Consider the following 19,833-nt stretch of genomic DNA (forward strand, 5'->3'; position numbering starts at 1 on the left):
GGGCGCGGGGACGGCGAAGGGCCCGGCGGTGTCCGGCCGCCGGGCCCTTCGCTGTGCGGTCCGCTGCTACAGCTTCTCGATCACGTAGTCGATGCAGGCCGTCAGTGCCTCGACGTCCGCCGGGTCGACCGCCGGGAACATCGCGATGCGCAGCTGGTTGCGGCCCAGCTTGCGGTACGGCTCGGTGTCCACGATGCCGTTCGCGCGCAGCGCCTTCGCCACCGCCGACGCGTCGATCTCGTCCGCGAAGTCGATCGTGCCGATGACCTGCGAGCGCTTCGCCGGGTCCACGACGAACGGGGTCGCGTACTTCGACGCCTCGGCCCAGCCGTAGAGGGTGCGCGACGACGTGGCCGTGCGGCGCACCGCCCAGTCGAGGCCGCCCTGGCCGTTGATCCACTTCAGCTGCTCGTTCAGCAGGAAGAGGGTGGCCAGCGCCGGGGTGTTGTATGTCTGGTTCTTGCGGGAGTTGTCGATCGCCGTCGGCAGGCTGAAGAACTCCGGCACGTGGCGGCCGGACGCGTGGACGCGCTCGGCGCGCTCGATCGCGGCCGGGGAGAACGCGGCGAGCCACAGTCCGCCGTCGGCGGCGAAGGACTTCTGCGGGGCGAAGTAGTAGACGTCCGACTCGGTGATGTCGACCGGCAGACCGCCCGCGCCCGAGGTGGCGTCGACCAGGACGAGCGCGCCCTCGTCGGCGCCGGCGACCCGCTTGACCGGGGCCGCGACACCGGTCGAGGTCTCGTTGTGGGTCAGGGCGTAGACGTCGACGCCCGCCTCGGCCTGCGCCTCGGGGTGCGTGCCGGGGTCGGAGGAGATCACCGTCGGCTCGGCCAGCCACGGCGCCAGCTTGGAGGCCTTGGCGAACTTGGACGAGAACTCGCCGAAGGACAGGTGCTGGGACTTGTTCTCGATCAGCCCGTGCGTCGCGACGTCCCAGAAGGCGGTCGAGCCGCCGTTGCCAAGGATCACCTCGTAGCCCTCGGGCAGGGAGAACAGCTCGCGCACACCGTCGCGGACCTCGCCGACCAGGTTCTTGACCGGAGCCTGGCGGTGGGAGGTGCCGAGCAGGGAGGTACCGGTGGCGGCCAGGGCGTCCAGCGCCTCCGTACGCACCTTGGAGGGGCCCGCGCCGAAACGGCCGTCGGCGGGCTTGATGTCAGCGGGAATCTGGATATCAGCCACGAGCCGGAGCGTATCCCCTCAGGCTGCCCGACGCCGACCCGGTCCGGACCATGAGACGGGCCCTGAGCCGACGGAACGGCCCTGAGCTGCGGGATCAGCCGGCGCGCTCCTCCAGGTGCTTGAGCAGCGCGATCAGGACGAACTTGCTGGAGGAGTGGTCCCGGGCGTCGAACTCGACGAGCGGGACGTCCGGCCCGAGCGTCAGCTCCCCGCGGATCTCGTCCTCCGATCGGAAGGGACCGCCGAAGTCGTTGACGGCGATGATGAACGGCGTGTCGCGGCCCTCCAGGCAGTCGATCGCGTACCGGGCACCGTCGAGCGCGCGGGTGTCGACGAGGACGACGGCGCCGGTCGTGCCGTCCAGGAGCGGGTCCCACAGAAAGCGGAACCGGTCCTGCCCGGGCATGCCGAAGAGGTGGAGCACCGTGCGTTCGTCGAGGGTGAGGCGCCCGAAGTCGAGCGCGACCGTCGTCACCGTCCGGCCCGGCACGGCGGCGGGGACGCTGATCGGCTCCTCCGTGTGCAGCGGGCGGATCTCGCTGACGGACCGCACCATCGTCGTGCTTCCCGTGCCGGAACCGCCGGCCACCACGATCTTCATCGCGCTGAGCTGTGCCCCCGCGCAGGTCATCGTTTCTCGTCGGTGCGGGTCATCGAACGGTGCCTTCCGGGGGTGCGGTGGGGAGTGTCGAAGCCGCTGCATGCTGATCAAGTGGAGGTCACTATAGGAGAGTTGGCGATCACTTGGGCAAGGGGCCGGCGCCCCTCTTTCCGTTCTCCGCCGTACCGCGTGCGCGACCGGGACCGGCTTCCCGGAGGTGACGCAGGTGTGAGGCGGGCCGTGCGGGTCATCCTGGGAGACATGACAGGGGATACGCACGACGTGGCGCGGGCGCTCAGAGCCGCCGTGCGGGGCGATGTCGACTTCGGCGTCGCGGCACGGGCCCTGACGACCATGGACGCCTCCAACTACCGGCGGGTCCCCGAGGGCGTGGTGGCGCCGCGCGACGCGGACGACGTCGCGGCGGCGCTGGCGGTGTGCCGCGAGCACGGGGTGCCCGTGGTGCCGCGCGGGGCCGGGACGTCGATCGCGGGCCAGGCCACGGGCGTCGGCGTCGTCCTCGACTTCACGCGCCACATGAACGCGATCCTCTCCGTCGACCCCGGGGCCCGTAGGGCCGTCGTGCAGCCGGGAGCGGTGCTGGACACGCTCCAGGCGGCGGTGCGGGCCCACGGCCTCGCCTTCGGACCGGACCCGTCGACGCACAGCAGGTGCACGATCGGCGGGATGGTGGGGAACAACGCGTGCGGCTCCCACTCCGTGCGCTGGGGCACCACGGCGGACAACGTCCACGGCCTCGAGGCCGTCACCTCGACGGGTACCCCCGTCACCCTCGGCCGGGGCAGCGGTTCCACCGGCGTCCCGCCCGGCCTCGACGACCTCGTCCGCGCCAACCTGGCGCTGCTGCGCACCGGTTATCCCGCCGGGCTGCCGCGCCGGATCTCCGGTTACGCCCTCGACGCCCTGCTCCCCGAGAAGGGCACCGATCTCGCCCGCGCCTTCTGCGGCAGCGAGGGCACCCTCGCCGTCCTGACCGAGGTGACCGTCGGCCTGGTCGAGACCCCGGCCGCCCGCGCCCTCGCCGTGCTCGGCTACCCCGACGAGAGCGCCGCGGCCGAGGCTGCCGCCGGCCTCCTGCCCCACCGGCCGCTGACCGTCGAGGGCATGGCCGACGACCTCGTACCGGACGCGGCGGGCCTGCCGCGCGGCGGGGCCTGGCTGTTCGTCGAGACCGGCGGCCGCACCGCCGCCGAGGCGCGTGCGCGCGCGGCCCGGATCCTACGGGCCGCCGACGCGCTCGACGGCACGGTCGTCGACGACCCGGCCGGCATGCGGGCGCTGTGGCGCGTACGCGAGGACGCGGCCGGCACCGCGACCAGGACGCGGGACGCAGGCGAGGCGTGGCCGGGCTGGGAGGACTGCGCCGTCCCGCCCGCGCGCCTCGGCCCGTACCTGCGCGACTTCCGTGCCCTGCTCGCCGACCACGGCCTGCGCGGCACGCCCTACGGCCACTTCGGCGACGGCTGCATCCACGTCCGCATCGACTTCGACCTGATGAGCCGGGAGGGGGTGGCGCGCTTCCGCGCGTTCTCCGAGCAGGTGGCCGACCTCGTCGTCGCGCACGGCGGGTCGCTGTCCGGCGAGCACGGCGACGGCATGGCGCGCGCGGAGCTGCTGCCACGGATGTACGGGCCGGAACTCGTCGGTCTCTTCGGCGCCTTCAAGGACCTGTGGGACCCCGACGGCCTGCTGAACCCGGGCGTGCTCGTCCGCCCCGCCCCGCTCGACACCGACCTCCGCTTCGACGTGCTGCCCAGGCGGCCGGTCGACGTCGCGTTCGGCTACCCGCACGATGGCGGCGACTTCGCGGGCGCGGTGCGGCGCTGTGTCGGCGTCGCCAAGTGCCGTACGGAGCAGCCCGCGGCCGGCGGCGGCGTGATGTGCCCCTCCTACCGGGCGACCGGCGAGGAGCGGCACTCGACACGGGGGCGGGCGCGGCTGCTGCACGAGATGCTGGCGGGCGAGATCGTCACGGACGGCTGGCGGTCGGCGGAGGTGCTGGAGGCGCTCGACCTGTGCCTGTCGTGCAAGGGCTGCCGCAGCGACTGCCCGGTGGGCGTGGACATGGCCACGTACAAGGCGGAGTTCCTGCACCACCACTACGCGGGCCGCCGCAGGCCCGCCGCGCACTACGCGATGGGCCGGCTGCCGGAGTGGCTGCGGCTCGCCGGGCCCCTCGCGCCGGCCGTCAACGCGCTCGCCCGCTTCGGCCCGGCGGCCGCGCTGGCCAAGCGGATGTGCGGCATCGCGCCGGAGCGGCGGCTGCCGGTCCTCGCGCCCCGTCCGCTGAGCCGCCTGCTGCGGGAGCATCTGCGGGAGCGCACGGGCGTGTTCGCGAGGGGCCGTACGACGGTGCTGTGGCCGGACACCTTCACCGACCGGCTGTCGCCGTCCGTGGGCATGGCGGCGGCGGATGTCCTTCAGGCGGCGGACGTCGGGATCGTGCTGCCGCCCGGCCGGGTCTGCTGCGGGCTGACGTACGTCTCCACGGGCCAGCTGGACCGGGCACGCTCCGTCATGCGGCGCACGCTGGACACGATGGAGCCACTGCTCGAACTGGGCGCCCCGGTCACGGTGCTGGAGCCGAGCTGCGCCGCGACGCTGAAGACGGACCTGCCGGAGCTGATGGGCGGTGATCCGCGGGCTGCCCGGCTCGCGGCCTCGGTGCGGACGTTCGCGCAGACCCTCGCGCAGTGCGCCCCCGACTGGAACCCGCCGCGCCTGGACCGCCCGGTGGCGGGCCAGACGCACTGCCACCAGCACGCGGTGCTGGGCGACGCGGACGAGCGGGCGCTGCGGGAGAAGGCCGGGCTGAGCGGGGAGCTGAGCGGCGGCTGCTGCGGCCTGGCAGGCGACTTCGGCTTCGAGGCGGGCCATTACGAGGTGTCGGTGGCGTGCGCGGAGGAGCAGCTGCTCCCGGCGGTGCGGGAGGCGTCGCCGGAGACGGTGCTGCTGGCGGACGGCTTCTCCTGTCGCACCCAACTGGACCAGCTGGCCGGCCGCCGGGCGCGGCACCTGGCGGAGGTGCTGGCGGACGCACTGAGCACGGCCCCGGACGGCTGACCCCGCGGGCGGGCCGCCTCGCCGAGGCGGCACACTGTGAGCGTTCCCCGGACCCGGGGCCTTGCCCCCGGGCGGGCCCTCGTCCCGCGGGGCGATGCGAGGCGCCCCCCGAGCGGAACCGTCACCGACCAGCCGGGCCAGGGGTGTCGGGGCGGCGCGCCGGGCCGGTCAGGGAGCGGCCGTCGCCACCTGCCGGGCCAGGGTCAGCAGGGCGGTGATCGCGGGGTGCGGTGACGTGGCACGCCAGGCGAGCAGGACCGGGACCGGCGGGGCGTCGGTCAGCGGGCGGTAGGCGACGCCGGGGTTGGCGTGCAGTTCGGCGGTGGAGGCGGCCGAGACGCCCGCGCCGCGGCCGGCCGCGATCGCGGTCAGCCAGTCGTCGGTGTTGCCGACGGTGAGCGTGTCGGCGGGCCGGGCGTCGGGCGGCCACAGATCGGGGGTCGTCATGCCGGAGACGGTGTTCAGGACGACGGGCCCGGTCGCCACGTCGGCGAGGGTGAGCGTGGCGCGCGCCGCGAGCGGGCCGTCGGCCGTGACCGCGGCGATGCGCGCCTCGGTGAACAGCAGCGCCGTGACCAGGCCCGGCGTGTCGACGGGGCCGCGCAGGACGGCGGCGTCCACCCGGCCGCCGGTGAGCCCCGCCGTGCGGTCGTCGACACGGAGCAGTTCGAGCGGTGTCCGCGGGTGCTCGCGCTCCCACCGGCGCAGCAGCGGCGTGGTGTACGCGCCGAGGGCGGCCCAGGCGTGGCCGAGCCGCAGCGGTGTGCGCAGCAGCCGGCCCGCGTCCAGCGCCTCGTCGAACGCGGTGACGGCGGCGGCCGCCTTGTCGCGGAACGCCCGCCCCTCGGCGGTGAGCGCCAGGTGGTGCGTGGAGCGGTCGACGAGCCGGGTGCCGAGATGCCTCTCCAGGGCGGCGAGCGAGCGGGAGACGCTGGGCTGGGTGAGGTTCAGCCGGGCGGCGGCCCTGGTCACGCTCGACTCCTCGGCGATGGCGAGGAAGCAGCGGAGGTGACGCAGCTCGATGCTCATACGTACAGAGCATAACCGCAGCGAGAAAAACATTTCACCGGGGCAGGGCGGGTCCGTAGCGTGGGAGGGACGGAACCGGGCGAGGCGAGCAGGGAGGCCGGGCGGTGAACGAGGCGGGCTCCGTGGACGGACGCTCGGGCGTACCCACGGGGGCGGGCGGCCCCGGTGCCGCCGGGGCCGTCGTCGTACTCCCCGAGGGGGCCGGGCCCGTGGCCGAGGCGTCGGCCGGACGGTCGCGGCGGTCGCTCGGGCCCGTGTCGCTGGTCGTGGCGGGAGCGCTGTCCGTGCAGTTCGGGGCCGCCATCGCCGTGATGCTGATGCCGCGTACGGGCCCGTTCGGCGTGGTCACGCTGCGGCTCGTGCTCGCCGCGCTCGTGCTGCTCGTGGTGTGCCGGCCGCGCCTGCGCGGGCACACGCGCGCCGACTGGGTCACGGTCGTCGCCTTCGGCGCCGCGATGGCCGCGATGAACGTCCTCATCTACCAGGCCGCCCACCGCATCCCGCTGGGCGCCGCCGTCACCCTGGAGGTGCTCGGCCCGCTCGTCATGTCGGTGATCGCCTCGCGCAGGCTCGTCAACCTGCTGTGGGCGGGGCTCGCGCTCGCGGGCGTGTTCCTGCTCAGCGGCGGCGGTTTCGACCGGCTCGACCCCGTGGGCGCGCTGTTCGCCCTGGGCGCGGGAGCGATGTGGGCGGCGTACATCGTCTTCAGCGCCCGCACCGGGCGGCGCTTCCCGCAGGCGGACGGGCTCGCGCTCGCGATGGGCGTGGGCGCGCTGCTCAGTCTGCCGCTGGGCCTGATGGAGGCCGGGTCGAAGCTGGTCGTGCCGTCCACGCTGGGGCTCGGCCTCGCGGTGGCGTTGATGTCGTCGGTCCTCCCGTACACCCTCGAACTGCTGGCGCTGCGCAGGCTGCCCGCGGCGACGTTCGCCGTGCTGATGAGCCTGGAGCCCGCGATCGCGGCGACGGCCGGATTCCTCGTCCTGGGCCAGGCTCTGGCACCCGCCGAGCTGGCGGCGATCGCGCTGGTGGTCGCGGCGAGCATGGGAGCGGTCCGGTGCAGCCAGGCCCGTTCCTGACCAGGGCGGGGGCCGTTGGTGGTTGGTGCCGGTGGTCGCTGCGGTCCTGATGCACGTGGTGCAGCCAGGCCCGTTCCTGACCGGGGCGGGGGCCGTTGGTGGTTGGTGCCGGTGGTCGCTGCGGTCCTGACGCACGTGGGGCCTGAACGGGCCTGTTACGGCTAAAAATCAAAGCAAGCACGCTTGCTTGTTTTATGGAACGCTGCCATGCTCCGGGCACGAACCGTCGTGCCCCCAGGGAGCGTTACGTGTCCGATCCGACTGCCGTGCTCGACGACCTGCGCGACGAAAGCGATGAACTCGACCGGCTGGTCGCCGGTCTGGACCCCGCCGGATGGACCGCGGCGACCCCCGCCGAGGGCTGGAGCGTCGCCCACCAGATCGCCCACCTCGCCTGGACCGACCGTGCCGCGCTGACGGCGGTCACCGATCCCGACTCCTTCGCCGCGGAGATCACCAAGGCGCTCGCCGCTCCGCACTCGTTCGTCGACGACGGCGCGGCCGAAGGCGCGGCCCTGCCCCCCGCCGACCTGATGCACCGGTGGCGCGAGGGCCGCGAGGTGCTGCTGACCGCCCTGCGCGAGGCCCCGCCCGGCGCCCGGTTCCCCTGGTACGGGCCCCCGATGAGCGCCGCGACGATGGCGACCGCGCGCCTGATGGAGACGTGGGCGCACGGCCAGGACATCGCCGACGCGCTCGGCGTCGTGCGGGAACCGACGACGCGGCTCGCGCAGATCGTGCGCCTCGGCGTGCGGACGCGGGACTTCGCGTACGGGGTGCACGGGCTGACCCCGCCGTCCGAGCCGTTCCGTGTCGAACTGACCGGACCCGGCGGCCGCCTGTGGGCCCACGGTCCGAAGGACGCGGTCCAGCGGATCACCGGCCCGGCGCTGGACTTCTGCCTCCTCGTCACGCAGCGCGCGCACCGCGCGGACCTGTCGCTGCGCGCGACGGGGCCCGACGCCGACCGCTGGCTCGACATCGCCCAGGCCTTCGCGGGCCCGCCCGGCACGGGACGCGAGCCGGGAACCCGCAAGCCGGGTGCCGACGACGGGGGGCACCGGTGAACCGGGCCGGCGGCGGCCCCGTTCCCGCGGCCACGGACGGCGCCCTCCGTGGCAGCACCGCGCCGCTGCGCGTCGGGAACGCATCCGGGTTCTACGGCGACCGGTTCGACGCCGTGCGCGAGATGCTCACCGGCGGGCCCCTCGACGTCCTCACCGGCGACTACCTCGCCGAGCTGACCATGCTCATCCTCGGCCGCGACCGCCTCAAGGACCCGCGCCTCGGCTACGCCAAGACCTTCCTGAGGCAACTGGAGGACACCCTCGGCCTCGCCCACGAACGCGGCGTCCGCATCGTCACGAACGCGGGCGGGCTCAACCCCGCCGGACTCGCCGACGCCGTCCGCGCCCTCGCCGCACGGATCGGCGTCCCCGTCCGCGTCGCCCACGTCGAGGGCGACGACCTGTCCGCCCGCTTCCCCGACGCGCTGACCGCCAACGCCTACCTCGGCGGCGCCGGCATCGCCGCGTGCCTGCGCGCCGGCGCGGACGTCGTGGTCACCGGCCGCGTCACCGACGCCGCCCTCGTCACCGGCCCCGCCGCCGCCCACTTCGGCTGGGGACCGCAGGAGTACGACAGGCTCGCGGGCGCGGTCGTCGCCGGGCACGTCCTCGAATGCGGCACCCAGGCCACCGGCGGCAACTACGCGTTCTTCGCCGGCCACGACATGCGCCGCCCCGGCTTCCCCCTCGCCGAGATCCACGCCGACGGCACCTGCGTCGTCACCAAGCACGACGGCACCGGCGGCCTGGTCGACGTCGGCACGGTCACCGCGCAGCTGCTGTACGAGACGGGCGGTGCCCGGTACGCGGGGCCGGACGTGACCGCCCGGCTCGACACCGTACGCCTGGAGGAGGACGGCCCGGACCGGGTGCGGATCTCCGGCGTGCGCGGCGAGGCTCCGCCGCCCACCCTCAAGGTGGGGCTCAACCGCATCGGCGGCTGGCGCAACGAGGTCGTGTTCGTCCTGACCGGGCTCGACGTCGAGGCCAAGGCACGACTTGTCCAGGAGCAGTTGGAGGACGCGCTCGGCAAGCACCGGCCCGCCGAGGTGCGCTGGGAGCTGGCCCGCACCGACGCGGCCGACGCCGACACCGAGGAACGGGCCAGCGCCTACCTCCGGCTCGTGGTGCGCGACCCGGACGCCGAACGGGTCGGGCGCGCGGTGAGCGGCGCCGCGATCGAACTCGCGCTCGGCAGCTACCCCGGCTTCCATGTGACGGCCCCGCCGGGCAAGGGCGCGCCGTACGGGGTGTTCGACGCCGTGCACGTCCCCGCGGCCACGGTCCCGCACACCGCCGTGCTCCCGGACGGGCAGCGCGTGGACATCCCGTCCGCCGCCGGCGTGGCGCCGGACGGCGAGGTGCCCCCCGGCGCGCTGCCCGAGCCGCTGCCCCCCGGCCCGACCCGTCGCGCCCCCCTCGGTCTCGTCCTGGGCGCCCGCAGCGGGGACAAGGGAGGCGACGCCAACATCGGCGTCTGGGCCCGCTCCGACGACGCCTGGCGCTGGCTCGCCCACGAACTGACCACCGAGCGGCTGCGGGCCCTGCTACCGGAGACCGCCGCGCTGCCCGTCGCCCGGCACGTGCTGCCCAACCTGCGCGCCCTGAACTTCGTCGTCGAGAAGATCCTCGGCGACGGCGTGGCCGCCCAGGCCCGTTTCGACCCGCAGGCCAAGGCACTGGGCGAATGGCTGCGCGCCCGCTACGCCGACATCCCGGAGGCTTTGCTGTGACCGTCCTCGGCTCGGCCCTCGATGTGACGGGCCCCGAATACGCCGCCCACCGCGAGGCGATGCTCGCCCGTCTCGCCGACCTGGAGGCGGAGCACGCCAAGGCGCTCGCGGGAGGCGGCGAGAAGTACGTCGCCCGGCACCGGAAGCGGGGCAAGCTCCTCGCCCGCGAGCGGATCGAGCTGCTGCTCGACCCCGACACCCCCTTCCTGGAGCTGTCCCCGCTCGCCGCGTGGGGCAGCGACTACCCCGTGGGCGCGTCGATCGTCACCGGCATCGGCGTCGTCGAGGGCGTCGAGTGCCTGATCACCGCCAACGACCCGACGGTGCGCGGCGGTGCGTCCAACCCGTGGACGCTCAAGAAGGCCCTGCGCGCCAACGAGATCGCGTACGCCAACCGGCTGCCGTGCATCGCGCTCGTCGAGTCGGGCGGCGCGGACCTGCCGTCCCAGAAGGAGATCTTCATCCCCGGCGGGGCGCTGTTCCGCGACATCACCCGGCTCTCGGCGGCCGGCATCCCGACGATCGCGGTCGTGTTCGGCAACTCGACGGCCGGCGGGGCGTACGTCCCCGGCATGTCCGACCACACCGTGATGATCAAGGAGCGGTCGAAGGTCTTCCTCGGCGGCCCGCCGCTGGTGAAGATGGCGACCGGCGAGGAGAGCGACGACGAGTCGCTGGGCGGTGCCGAGATGCACGCGCGCACCTCCGGGCTCGCGGACCACTACGCGCTCGACGAGCAGGACGCGGTGCGTCAGGCGCGGCGGATCGTCGCCCGTCTCAACTGGCGCAAGGCACACGCCGATCCCCTTCCGGCAAAGCCCCCGAAGTACGCGGCCGAGGAGCTGCTCGGCATCGTGCCGGAGGACCTGAAGACGCCGTTCGACCCGCGGGAGGTCATCGCCCGGATCGTGGACGGCTCGGACTTCGACGAGTTCAAGCCGCTGTACGGGCCGAGCCTGGTGACCGGGTGGGCGCGGCTGCACGGCTACCCCGTCGGCATCCTCGCCAACGCGCAGGGCGTGCTCTTCAGCGCCGAGTCGCAGAAGGCGGCCCAGTTCATCCAGCTCGCCAACCAGCGCGACATCCCGCTGGTCTTCCTGCACAACACCACCGGCTACATGGTCGGCAGGGAGTACGAGCAGGGCGGCATCATCAAGCACGGCGCGATGATGATCAACGCGGTGTCCAACTCCCGTGTCCCGCACCTGTCGGTGCTGATGGGCGCCTCCTACGGGGCCGGGCACTACGGCATGTGCGGACGGGCGTACGACCCGCGGTTCCTGTTCGCCTGGCCGAGCGCCAAGTCGGCGGTGATGGGCCCGCAGCAGCTCGCGGGCGTGCTGTCGATCGTCGCCCGCGCGTCGGCGGCGGCGAAGGGGCAGCCCTACGACGAAGAAGCCGACGCCGGGCTGCGCGCGATGGTCGAGCAGCAGATCGAGGCCGAGTCGCTGCCGGTGTTCCTGTCGGGGCGGCTCTACGACGACGGGGTCATCGACCCCCGCGACACGCGGACGGTGCTCGGCCTGTGCCTGTCCGCCATCCACACGGCACCGGTCGAGGGCGCCCGCGGCGGCTTCGGCGTCTTCCGGATGTGAGGACCCTTCCGTGATTGCTTCTGTCCTGGTGGCGAACCGCGGCGAGATCGCCTGCCGCGTCTTCCGCACCTGCCGTGACCTCGGGATCGCGACGGTCGCGGTCCACTCCGACCCCGACGCCCGCGCCCTGCACGTGCGCGAGGCGGACGCGGCGGTACGGCTGCCGGGCGCCGCGCCCGCGGAGACGTACCTGCGCGGCGACCTGATCGTGAAGGCGGCGCTGGCCGCCGGCGCGGACGCGGTCCACCCGGGGTACGGGTTCCTCTCCGAGAACGCGGACTTCGCCCGCGCCGTGCAGGACGCCGGCCTGACCTGGATCGGTCCGGCTCCCGAGGCCATCGAGGCGATGGCGTCGAAGACGCGGGCCAAGGAACTGATGGGCCTCGCGCCCCTGGACGCCGGCACGCTCACCGAGGCCGACCTCCCCGTCCTCGTGAAGGCGGCGGCGGGCGGCGGCGGCCGGGGGATGCGGATCGTCCGCTCCCTGTCCGCGCTGCCGGGCGAACTGGAGGCGGCGAGTTCGGAGGCGGCGTCCGCGTTCGGCGACGGAGCGGTGTTCGTCGAGCCCTACGTGGAGGACGGCCGCCACGTGGAGGTCCAGATCCTCGCCGACACGCACGGCACGGTGTGGGCGCTCGGCACGCGGGACTGCTCGCTGCAGCGCCGCCACCAGAAGGTGATCGAGGAGTCACCGGCGCCCGGACTGCCGGACGGGCTCGTCGACGCGCTGCACGCGCAGGCCGTGCGGGCGGCGCGGGCCGTGGGCTACACGGGCGCGGGCACCGTCGAGTTCCTCGTGGGCCGGGACGGCCGGGCCCACTTCCTGGAGATGAACACCCGCCTCCAGGTCGAACACCCGGTCACGGAGGCCGTCTTCGGCATCGACCTGGTCGCCCTGCAGCTCGCCGTGGCCGAGGGAGCGGCCCTGCCCGCGGACCCGCCCGAGTCCGCGGGCCACGCCGTGGAGGCCCGCCTGTACGCGGAGGACCCGGCCACCGGCTGGACCCCGCAGACCGGGGTGCTGCACGCCTTCGAGGTACCGGGCGGCCCCCCGGCCGTCCGCGTCGACTCGGGGTACGCCGCGGGAGACACCATCGGCGTGCACTACGACCCCATGATCGCCAAGGTCGTCGCCTGGGCGCCCACCCGCGCCGAGGCGGTCCGCCGGCTCGCGCACGCCCTGCGGCGGGCCCGCCTGCACGGGCCCGTCACCAACCGGGACCTGCTCGTGCGGTCGCTGGAGCACGCCGACTTCGCCGGAGCCCGCCTCGACACCGGGTTCTACGAACGCCACCTCGGCGAACTCACCGCCCCCCGGCCCGGCGAGGCGCACGCCGCCGTCGCGGCCGCCCTCGCGGACGCCGCCGGGCGCCGGGGCCGGTTCGGCGGCGCCTGGCGCAACCTCGCCTCCCAGGACCAGGTCAAGACCTACAACGGCCACGAGGTCCGCTACCGGCCCGCCCGCGACGGGGGCTACGAACTCCCCGGCACCCCCGGCGTACGCGCCGTCGAGGCGGCCCCCTCCCGCGTGCGGCTGGAGACCGACGGGGTCGTACGGGCCTGGGACGTCACCGTCCACGGCGACACCGTGTACGTCGACAGCCCCGCCGGCGCCCACACCCTCACCGCCCGCCCCCGGTTCACCGACCCCGCCGCCGGGGCCGAGCCCGGCTCGCTCCTCGCTCCCATGCCCGGGACCGTCGTGCGGGTCGGAGACGGCGTCCACGAGGGCGCCAGGGTCGTCCAGGGGCAGCCGCTCGTCTGGCTGGAGGCCATGAAGATGGAGCACAGGATCGTCTCGCCCGCCTCCGGCACGCTCACCGCGCTCCACGCCCACCCCGGCCGCCAGGTCGAGGTCGGCGCCCTGCTCGCCGTCGTACAGGACGTACCGGAAGCCCAGGAGGACATCGCGTCATGACCGTCATCGAGAGCCAGGACCACCAGGACCTGCGCGCCGCCGTCGCCGCCCTCGCCAGGCGCCACGGCCAGTCGTACGACCGCGCCACACTGTGGGCCGAGGCCGGCAAGCTGGGCTACCTCGGCGTGAACCTCCCGGAGGAGTACGGCGGCGGAGGCGGCGGCATCAGCGAACTGTCCATCGTGCTGGAGGAGTCCGGCGCGGCCGGCTGCCCCCTGCTCATGATGATCGTCTCGCCCGCGATCTGCGCCACCGTCATCGCGCGGTTCGGCACCGAGCAGCAGAGGCGCACCTGGCTGCCCGGTCTCGCCGACGGCAGTGTGACCATGGCGTTCGGCATCACCGAGCCGGACGCCGGATCCAACGCGCACCGCATCACCACCACCGCCCGCCGGACCGCCGACGGCTGGTCGCTGACCGGCCGCAAGGTCTTCGTCTCCGGGGTCGACATCGCGGACGCCACCCTGATCGTCGGCCGGACCGAAGACGCCCGTACGGGCCGGCTGAAGCCCTGCCTGTTCATCGTCCCCCGCGACGCCGAGGGCTTCCACCGCACGGCCATCGACATGGAACTGCACGCACAGGAGAAGCAGTTCGAGCTCGTGCTCGACGACGTGCGCCTGCCCGCGGACGCGCTCGTCGGCGAAGAGGACGCGGGTCTGCTCCAGCTGTTCGCCGGACTCAACCCGGAGCGCATCATGACGGCCGCCTTCGCCATCGGCATGGGCCGCTACGCCCTCGCCAAGGCCGTCGACTACGCCAAGGAACGCCAGGTCTGGAAGGACCCCATCGGCGCCCACCAGGCCATCGCCCACCCCCTCGCCCAGGCCCACATCGAGCTCGAACTCGCCCGGCTGATGATGCAGAAGGCCGCCGCCCTGTACGACGCGGGCGACGACGTCGGCGCGGGGGAGGCCGCCAACATGGCCAAGTACGCGGCCGGTGAGGCGTGCGTGAAGGCCGTCGACCAGGCCGTGCACACCCTCGGCGGCAACGGGCTCACCCGCGAGTACGGCCTCGCGAGGCTGGTCACCGCGGCCCGCGTGGCCCGTATCGCCCCGGTCAGCCGCGAAATGGTCCTCAACTACGTGTCCCACCAGTCCCTGGGGCTCCCCAAGTCGTACTGACGCACGACATCCTGGCCGTCCGTACCCACCCGCCGAGGGGGCCGTCATGGTGTTCCGCAGCAGCTACGCAGATGTCCCGGCCGTCGTCGAACCCATCCACGAGGCCGTGCTGGGCCGCGCCGCCGAGTACGGCGACACGGTAGCCCTCGTCGACGGCGCGAACGGCACCACCGTCACCTACCGGCAACTCGACCTGTTCCACCGCAGGATCGCCGCGGCCCTCGCCGACGCCGGCCTCGTCAAGGGCGACGTGCTGGCCCTGCACAGCCCCAACACGGTCGCCTACCCGGCCGTGTTCTACGGGGCGACACGGGCGGGCGCGTCGGTGACCACCGTCCATCCGCTCTCCACGGCGGAGGAGTTCGCGAAACAGCTGCGCGACTCCTCCGCCCGCTGGATCGTCACCGTCTCCCCGCTGCTGGAGGTCGCCCGCCGCGCCGCCGAACTCGCCGCCGGAATCGAGGAGATCTTCGTCTGCGACCGCGCCGACGGGCATGCGAGCGTCCTCGACATGCTCGCCTCCACCGCCCCCGAGCCCCAGCCGGCGATCGACCCGACCGAGGACGTCGCGGCCCTGCCGTACTCGTCGGGCACGACCGGCCTGCCCAAGGGCGTGATGCTCACACACCGGTCCATCGCCACCAACCTGGCTCAGCTGGAGCCCTTCATCCCGACGGGCCCCGGCGACCGCATCCTGGCCGTCCTGCCCTTCTTCCACATCTACGGCCTCACCGCCCTGATGAACGCCCCGCTGCGGCAGGGCGCGACCGTCGTCGTGCTGTCCCGCTTCGAGCTCGACCCGTTCCTGTCGGCGATCCAGGAACACCGCATCAGCGGCCTGTACGTCGCCCCGCCGATCGTCCTCGCGCTCGCCAAGCACCCGGCCGTCGCGAAGTACGACCTGTCCTCGCTGCGCTACATCGTCAGCGCGGCCGCCCCGCTCGACGCCCGGCTCGGCGAAGCCTGCTCCCGCCGCCTCGGCCTGCCGCCGGTGCGGCAGGCGTACGGGATGACCGAACTCTCCCCGGGCACCCACGTCGTGCCGCTCTCCGCGCAGAACCCCCCGCCGGGAGCCGTGGGGCTGCTCCTGCCGAACACCGAGATGCGCCTCCTCGCCCTCGACGGCTCCGGCGAGGACGCGGCCGCCGGCGAGGAGGGCGAAATCGCCATCCGCGGGCCCCAGGTGATGAAGGGCTACCTCGGCCGCCCCGACGCCACCGCCGCCATGATCGACGCCGACGGCTGGGTGCACACCGGCGACATCGGGCGCGTCGACGAGGACGGCTGGCTGTTCGTCGTCGACCGCGTCAAGGAGCTGATCAAGTACAAGGGCTTCCAGGTCGCCCCCGCCGAGCTGGAGGCGCTGCTGCTCACCCACGCGTCCGTCGCCGACGCCGCGGTGATCGGCGTCCTGGACGAGCACGGCAACGAGGTCCCGAAGGCGTACGTCGTACGGCAGCCGGACGCGGAGCGGCTGACCGAGGACGACGTCCTCGCGTTCGTCGCCGAGCGCGTCGCGCCGTACAAGAAAGTGCGCCGCGTCGAGTTCACCGTCGGCATCCCGCGCGCCGCGTCGGGGAAGATCCTCCGTCGAGAGCTCAGGGACCGCGAGAACCGTTCCGAGGAGTAGACCGCATGACGATCCGCACCGACCGCGACCGCGGCATCACCACCCTGACGCTCGACGCCCCGGACAGCCGCAACGCGCTGTCCGCACGGCTCGTCGGCGAGCTGGCCGAGGCGCTCGCCCGGTGCGGCGAGGACGAGACCGTGCGGGCCGTGGTGCTCACGCACACCGGCACCACGTTCAGCGCCGGCGCCGACCTGAAGGCGCCGCCGAGCCCGTACACGTTCGTCGCCCTGCTGCGGCAGATCGTGACGCTGCCCAAACCTGTCGTGGCACGGATCGCGGGCCATGTACGGGCCGGCGGGCTCGGTCTGGTCGGGGCGTGCGACATCGCCGCCGCGACGGACACGTCGGACTTCGCGTTCACCGAGGTGCGGATCGGGGTGGCGCCCGCGGTGATCTCGCTGCCGCTGCTGCCCCGGATGGCCCCCCGCGCCGCCGAGCGCTACTACCTCACCGGCGAACGGTTCGACGCCGCCGAGGCCACCCGCACCGGGCTGCTCACGCTCGCCGCCGCCGACGTGGACGAGGCACTGGCGCCGCTGGTCGAGGGCCTGCGCAGGGCGTCCCCCCAGGGGCTGGCCGCGTCCAAGGCACTGGTCACGGCTAGGGTGCTGGAAACCTTCGACCGGGACGCCGAGGACCTGGTCCGGCGTTCGGCGACGCTCTTCGCGTCGCCCGAGGCGCGCGAGGGGATGACAGCCTTTCTCGAACGACGGGATCCCGCATGGGTGTTGTGACTCCGCCCCCGGCGGCGAAGGCCCCGAAGCAGGACCGCAGCCGGGCGACCCGGCAGCGGCTGCTGGAGGCCGCCGTCGCCTGCCTGGCCGAGGTCGGCTGGGCGGGTTCGACCGTGTCCGTCGTCGCCGAGCGCGCCGGGGTCTCCCGCGGCGCGGCGCAGCACCACTTCCCCACCCGCGAGGACCTGTTCACCGCTGCGGTCGAGTACGTCGCCGAGGAACGCTCGCAGGCACTGCGGGACCTCCCCGTCCAGGACCGGGCGTCGGTCGTCGCGGCCCTGGTCGACCTCTACACGGGCCCGCTGTTCCGGGCCGCGCTCCAGCTGTGGGTGGCCGCCTCCAACGAGGAGCAGCTGCGTCCGCGCGTGACCGAACTGGAGGCGAGGGTCGGCCGCGAGACCCACCGCATCGCGGTCCGCCTGCTGGACGCCGACGAGTCGCGCCCCGGCGTACGCGAGACGGTCCAGGGCCTGCTCGACATGGCGCGCGGCCTGGGCCTCGCCAACCTCCTCACCGACGACGCGGCGCGGCGCGAGCGGGTGGTGGCGCAGTGGGCGGCACTGGTGGAGGAGGCGCTGGGGTGAAGCGGTACACCGTCGACGCCACGGTCACCGAGACGGGCCCGCTCCGGCCCGGGCCGGTCGTGATGCCCGCCCCGGACGCCGACGTCACGGCCCGCCTCTGCGACGGCCGCCTCCACCTCACAGGCGTCTGAGCACCCGGGGTGCGCGCGGCCCCCGCGCGCACCCCGTCCGGCCGGTGACGGCTCTCAGCCGGCGATGTCCTCGTAACCCGCGATGTCGCGCGGGCTGCGCGCGCCCGGCCCCACGTACCGCGCCGACGGCCGCACCAGGCGGCCCGTGCGCTTCTGCTCCAGGATGTGCGCCGACCAGCCCGCCGTACGGGCACAGGTGAACATCGACGTGAACATGTGCGCCGGGACCTCGGCGAAGTCCAGCATGATCGCCGCCCAGAACTCGACGTTCGTCGCCAGCACCCGGTCCGGACGGCGGTTGTGCAGCTCCTCGAGCGCCGCCTTCTCCAGCGCCTCCGCGACCTCGAAACGCGGCGCCCCCAGCTCCTTCGCCGTACGGCGCAGCACGCGCGCCCGCGGGTCCTCGGCCCGGTAGACACGGTGACCGAAGCCCATCAGACGCTCGCCCTTGTCGAGGGCCTGCCGGACGTACGCGCCCGCGTCGCCGGTGCGCTCGATCTCCTCGATCATGCCGAGCACGCGGGAGGGCGCCCCGCCGTGCAGCGGTCCCGACATCGCGCCCACGGCACCCGACAGGGCCGCCGCCACGTCGGCGCCGGTCGAGGCGATGACGCGGGCGGTGAACGTCGAGGCGTTCATGCCGTGCTCGGCGGCGGAGGTCCAGTACGCGTCGACCGCCTTGACGTGCTTGGGGTCCGGCTCGCCGCGCCAGCGGATCATGAAGCGCTCGACGACCGACTCGGCCTTGTCGATCTCGCGCTGCGGCACCATCGGCAGGCCCTGGCCACGCGCCGACTGCGCGACGTACGACAGCGCCATCACGGCCGCGCGGGCCAGGTCGTCGCGGGCCTGCGCCTCGTCGATGTCGAGGAGCGGTTTGAGGCCCCACACCGGGGCGAGCATCGCGAGCGCGGACTGGACGTCGACGCGGATGTCACCCGAGTGCACCGGGATCGGGAACGGCTCGGCCGGCGGCAGACCGGGGTTGAAGGCGCCGTCGACGAGCAGGCCCCACACATTGCCGAAGGAGACGTGCCCCACCAGGTCTTCGATGTCGACGCCCCGGTAGCGGAGCGAGCCGCCCTCCTTGTCGGGTTCGGCGATCTCCGTCTCGAACGCGACGACTCCTTCGAGTCCAGGTACGAAGTCGGACATCAGGCGGCTCCTCGAGATGCGTACGACATGGTGTGCACGGGTGGTGTGCGTGTGCCGTGTGGACGGCGGGGGCGGTCACCCCGGTGATGCCCCGTGCGGCCGGTGGTCACCCAACCGCCGGGAGGCAGGCACGATATCGCCTGCTGTAGGGAGGCCACAGTGGCCCGACCTCAGATTTTGGCCGGTCCGTCCGATGCGGGGAAGCGTGACATCCGGCACACTGCCCCGATTCGCCCACGGAGGATTGGCGGCACTCCGTGCCGGGCAAACTGGGGCCTGCGGCAGGATGTCCCCGTGACCGACCACGCCGCCCACGATGCCGCCGGCCCGCGCCGCCCCGGCCCGGACCACGCCGCGCCGGACGTGACCGTCTCCGGCCTCCCCGTGCCGGACCCGGCCGAGACCGAGCTCGTCGTCCCGGACCCCGCCGTCATGCGCGAGCAGTACCGCTCCACGCCGCTGAACGAGTCGGCACTGGCCACCGGACCCATGGAGCAGTTCTCCCGCTGGTTCGCCGAGGCCGCGGCGGCGGCGCTGCTCGAGCCCAACGCCATGATCGTCTCCACGGCCACGCCCGACGGGCGGCCCTCCTCGCGGACCGTGCTGCTCAAGCAGTACGACGAGCGCGGCTTCGTCTTCTTCACGAACTACGACTCCCGCAAGGGCCGCGAGATCGACGCCAACCCGTACGTCTCGCTGCTCTTCCCCTGGCACGCGCTCGAGCGCCAGATCATCGTCAACGGCACCGCGTCCCGCATCGGCCGCGACGAGACCGCCGCGTACTTCCGCACCCGCCCGCACGGCTCGCAGCTCGGCGCCTGGGCGAGCGACCAGTCGTCGGTGATCGCCTCGCGCGCCGAACTGCTGCACCGCTACGAGGAGCTGGCCGCACGCTACCCGGAGGGCGAACAGGTCCCCGCCCCCGCGCACTGGGGCGGCATCCGGGTCGTGCCGGACGAGGTCGAGTTCTGGCAAGGCCACGAGAACCGGCTGCACGACCGCCTGCGCTACGTGCGCACCGACGGCGCCTGGCGCGTGGAACGCCTCGCGCCCTGAGTCCTCCCTCGCCGCGCGCCCGGAGACCGTGCCCGGAAACGCAGACGACCCGTGGGCCTTGGTCCCTCCGTCCGGACGGAGGGAGCCGGCCGGACTTACCGGCGGCCCACGGGTCGGGTGACTGC

The 19,833-nt window shown here is 73.9% G+C and carries 16 protein-coding genes; 12 read left to right on the forward strand and 4 right to left on the reverse strand.

Annotation, left to right across the window (positions count from 1 at the left end):
• Nucleotides 1–66: 66 nt before the first annotated feature.
• On the reverse strand, nucleotides 67–1,185 hold the full coding sequence (serC, locus tag AB0K02_RS04030) for a phosphoserine transaminase (protein WP_365990779.1): 1,119 nt from the start codon (nucleotides 1,183–1,185) through the stop codon (nucleotides 67–69).
• A 94-nt stretch (nucleotides 1,186–1,279) separates the two neighbouring features.
• Nucleotides 1,280–1,816, reverse strand: coding sequence for an ATP/GTP-binding protein (locus AB0K02_RS04035; protein ID WP_365990780.1), 537 nt, complete (start codon nucleotides 1,814–1,816; stop codon nucleotides 1,280–1,282).
• Nucleotides 1,817–2,047: 231 nt separating this feature from the next.
• Between AB0K02_RS04035 and AB0K02_RS04040 the strand changes: the two genes are divergently transcribed.
• Nucleotides 2,048–4,870, forward strand: coding sequence for an FAD-binding and (Fe-S)-binding domain-containing protein (locus tag AB0K02_RS04040; RefSeq protein ID WP_365990781.1), 2,823 nt, complete (start codon nucleotides 2,048–2,050; stop codon nucleotides 4,868–4,870).
• 168 nt (nucleotides 4,871–5,038) lie between these two features.
• On the opposite strand, the gene AB0K02_RS04045 is transcribed toward AB0K02_RS04040, so the two are convergent.
• Entirely contained in the window at nucleotides 5,039–5,899 is an 861-nt protein-coding gene (locus AB0K02_RS04045) for a LysR family transcriptional regulator (RefSeq protein ID WP_365990782.1), read from the reverse strand.
• Between the two features lie 209 nt (nucleotides 5,900–6,108).
• On the opposite strand from AB0K02_RS04045, the gene AB0K02_RS04050 reads away from it, so the two are divergent.
• The 10 genes from AB0K02_RS04050 to AB0K02_RS04095 all read left to right on the forward strand — a co-directional run bounded on the left by AB0K02_RS04050 (nucleotide 6,109) and on the right by AB0K02_RS04095 (nucleotide 17,497).
• On the forward strand, nucleotides 6,109–6,975 hold the full coding sequence (locus tag AB0K02_RS04050) for an EamA family transporter (protein ID WP_365991005.1): 867 nt from the start codon (nucleotides 6,109–6,111) through the stop codon (nucleotides 6,973–6,975).
• A 248-nt stretch (nucleotides 6,976–7,223) separates the two neighbouring features.
• Nucleotides 7,224–8,042: a TIGR03084 family metal-binding protein gene (locus tag AB0K02_RS04055; protein WP_365990783.1), complete on the forward strand. Its 819-nt coding sequence runs from the start codon at nucleotides 7,224–7,226 to the stop codon at nucleotides 8,040–8,042.
• Nucleotides 8,043–8,107: 65 nt separating this feature from the next.
• Entirely contained in the window at nucleotides 8,108–9,775 is a 1,668-nt protein-coding gene (locus AB0K02_RS04060; RefSeq protein ID WP_365991006.1) for an acyclic terpene utilization AtuA family protein, read from the forward strand.
• Nucleotides 9,772–11,370: a carboxyl transferase domain-containing protein gene (locus AB0K02_RS04065; protein WP_365990784.1), complete on the forward strand. Its 1,599-nt coding sequence runs from the start codon at nucleotides 9,772–9,774 to the stop codon at nucleotides 11,368–11,370. Before AB0K02_RS04060 ends, AB0K02_RS04065 begins: the two co-directional genes overlap by 4 nt.
• Nucleotides 11,371–11,380: 10 nt before the next feature.
• A complete protein-coding gene (locus AB0K02_RS04070; RefSeq protein ID WP_365990785.1) occupies nucleotides 11,381–13,288 on the forward strand; it encodes a biotin carboxylase N-terminal domain-containing protein in 1,908 nt (635 codons plus the stop codon).
• Nucleotides 13,285–14,415, forward strand: coding sequence for an acyl-CoA dehydrogenase family protein (locus AB0K02_RS04075; protein WP_365990786.1), 1,131 nt, complete (start codon nucleotides 13,285–13,287; stop codon nucleotides 14,413–14,415). The genes AB0K02_RS04070 and AB0K02_RS04075 overlap by 4 nt, the downstream gene beginning before the upstream one ends.
• Nucleotides 14,416–14,461: 46 nt before the next feature.
• The gene (locus AB0K02_RS04080) at nucleotides 14,462–16,045 is read left to right on the forward strand and encodes a 4-coumarate--CoA ligase family protein (protein ID WP_365990787.1); all 1,584 of its coding nucleotides are present in this window, start codon (nucleotides 14,462–14,464) and stop codon (nucleotides 16,043–16,045) included.
• A gap of 5 nt (nucleotides 16,046–16,050) precedes the next feature.
• On the forward strand, nucleotides 16,051–16,782 hold the full coding sequence (locus tag AB0K02_RS04085; protein WP_365990788.1) for an enoyl-CoA hydratase family protein: 732 nt from the start codon (nucleotides 16,051–16,053) through the stop codon (nucleotides 16,780–16,782).
• Nucleotides 16,770–17,366, forward strand: coding sequence for a TetR/AcrR family transcriptional regulator (locus AB0K02_RS04090; RefSeq protein ID WP_365990789.1), 597 nt, complete (start codon nucleotides 16,770–16,772; stop codon nucleotides 17,364–17,366). The genes AB0K02_RS04085 and AB0K02_RS04090 overlap by 13 nt, the downstream gene beginning before the upstream one ends.
• Entirely contained in the window at nucleotides 17,363–17,497 is a 135-nt protein-coding gene (locus AB0K02_RS04095; protein WP_365990790.1) for a hypothetical protein, read from the forward strand. Before AB0K02_RS04090 ends, AB0K02_RS04095 begins: the two co-directional genes overlap by 4 nt.
• A gap of 54 nt (nucleotides 17,498–17,551) precedes the next feature.
• On the opposite strand, the gene AB0K02_RS04100 is transcribed toward AB0K02_RS04095, so the two are convergent.
• Complete coding sequence (locus AB0K02_RS04100; protein WP_365990791.1) at nucleotides 17,552–18,652, reverse strand: citrate synthase 2; 1,101 nt, start codon at nucleotides 18,650–18,652, stop codon at nucleotides 17,552–17,554.
• Nucleotides 18,653–19,084: 432 nt separating this feature from the next.
• On the opposite strand from AB0K02_RS04100, the gene pdxH reads away from it, so the two are divergent.
• On the forward strand, nucleotides 19,085–19,708 hold the full coding sequence (pdxH, locus tag AB0K02_RS04105) for a pyridoxamine 5'-phosphate oxidase (protein WP_365991007.1): 624 nt from the start codon (nucleotides 19,085–19,087) through the stop codon (nucleotides 19,706–19,708).
• Nucleotides 19,709–19,833 lie beyond the last annotated feature (125 nt).

The organism is Streptomyces sp. NPDC049597, assembly GCF_040675505.1.
Taxonomy (GTDB): Bacteria; Actinomycetota; Actinomycetes; order Streptomycetales; family Streptomycetaceae; genus Streptomyces.